Consider the following 1,660-nt stretch of genomic DNA (forward strand, 5'->3'; position numbering starts at 1 on the left):
AAAACCCAGTTTTGAAAATTATTACGCGATTGTGTCAATGCAAAAATTTAGCAATGGAAATATAATTGATGACGTGAAAATGAGAATTTTAAATGAGAGGTATAAATGGAGTTTAAGGCTGGCTTTGGTTTCCTCTTTAGGGGAAGGAAGAGGCCGGCTGTTAATGTATTTTACACCCGGGCACCGGTTGGGCTAAAAATCGCCCGCTCGACCCTTTTCTGAAAATTCTCTTTTGTATTGGTTTGCGGAAAAGGCGCAGCCGGTACGGGCACATCCAAAAATTTACATAAAGGCCCCCAACCTTCGGCAACATTATAAACCAGCAGTCTGTGCGCCGGTACCGTATTTTTAACCTGCTCGTTCCATTGGTTAAACCATGCCATCATAGCCTGCTTATCATCAATTTTTCCGTTAAACTCTTTCTCAAAAAAAATATCCTGCAGGTGTTCATCTATCAGCGGCACGTAACTTAGCTTTTTCGAAAGTCGCCCCATAAATTTTAAAATGGCGTACTTAACCGGGGGCGGCCTTTTAAAAATAGTGTTAGCAGCACTATCAAACCACTTTCCCGCATCGCGCACTGTAAGGATAACCTTGGCCTCGGGATACTGCTGCATCAGTTCTTTATAGTAATATGCCGCCGGTGTATCAACTGCTGCTATGTATCCATCAAACAATGCATCATAATCGGTTTTGCCTTCTTCATGCATTTGTTTCCAGTATTGCAATTTGCGCCCATCGTTCATCAAATCAAAACCATGGTAGCACCGGTCAAACCCCAACTGCTCTAAAGCCATTTTAAGCGATTCAGTTCCTGTGCGGCCCCAACCTGCGCCAATTACTTTTAATGCCATATAGCGTGAAGATAAAATTTAGCAGTAATAGCTATTAAATAGTTCTATGGTTTTTTCAATCCCGTTTTCTTCCCTCATTCTTTCGCTTGTTTGCAACGCTCGGTTCTTTATATCATCGTTAGCCAACGCAGTATTAATACCGGCGGTTAAATTATCAACGGTTACTTTATTCCATGCTATAGGCGTTGTACCTGCCCCAATATTTTCAACGCACCAACTCCAAAACCGTTGATCGTAAATTAAAGGTGTAATAACCGATGGCACACCTGCCCTTAACGCTGCAGCAGTTGTACCCGCCCCGCCGTGATGAACTACAGCTGCCATTTTGGGGAACAGATATTCAAACGGCACCGGCTCGGTAACAAAAATGTTTTCGGGCAATTCGCTTTGTACTAAACCCAGGCCGGCATTTAATAACACTGCCCTTTGTCCTGTTCGTTTTACCGTTTCCAAAATCAGGGTTTTTATGCTGCCGCTTTTATTTCGTCCGTCATTCATACTTCCAAAACCAATGTATACAGGCTTGCTACCCGAGGCTAAAAACTGTTCCAATTCGGCTGATGGCTTCCATTCTTGTTTGGCCTTTAAAAACCAATAACCGGTTACACACTGCACTTCCGACCAGTCCACCGGTTTTGGAAGTATGTGCTTGCTATACGCATAAAACATTAATGGCGGTGTTTTTTTAAACGCAGCATGTATTGGGTCGTTAAAAGGTAATGAATGGCCATAAACACGCTTCCATGCTTCGTTCAAAAAAGGCCTTTGCCCCAGCCACACCAACTTAGCCATAATGCGGTGCGACG

General features: G+C 43.3%; 3 protein-coding genes. 1 reads left to right on the forward strand and 2 read right to left on the reverse strand.

Annotated elements, in window-relative coordinates; all coding sequences use genetic code 11:
- The coding region (locus QZY09_RS08960) for a hypothetical protein (protein ID WP_295671276.1) at window positions 1–196 on the forward strand (196 nt) is incomplete at its 5' end.
- Here QZY09_RS08960 and QZY09_RS08965 read toward each other — a convergent pair.
- Entirely contained in the window at window positions 171–854 is a 684-nt protein-coding gene (locus tag QZY09_RS08965) for a sulfotransferase family protein (protein ID WP_295671278.1), read from the reverse strand. The two genes, QZY09_RS08960 and QZY09_RS08965, sit on opposite strands and share 26 nt — an antisense overlap.
- A gap of 18 nt (window positions 855–872) precedes the next feature.
- On the reverse strand, window positions 873–1,660 hold a 788-nt coding region (locus QZY09_RS08970), incomplete at its 5' end, for a glycosyltransferase (RefSeq protein WP_295671281.1).

The organism is uncultured Mucilaginibacter sp. (assembly GCF_903913935.1).
Classification (GTDB): domain Bacteria; phylum Bacteroidota; class Bacteroidia; order Sphingobacteriales; family Sphingobacteriaceae; genus Mucilaginibacter.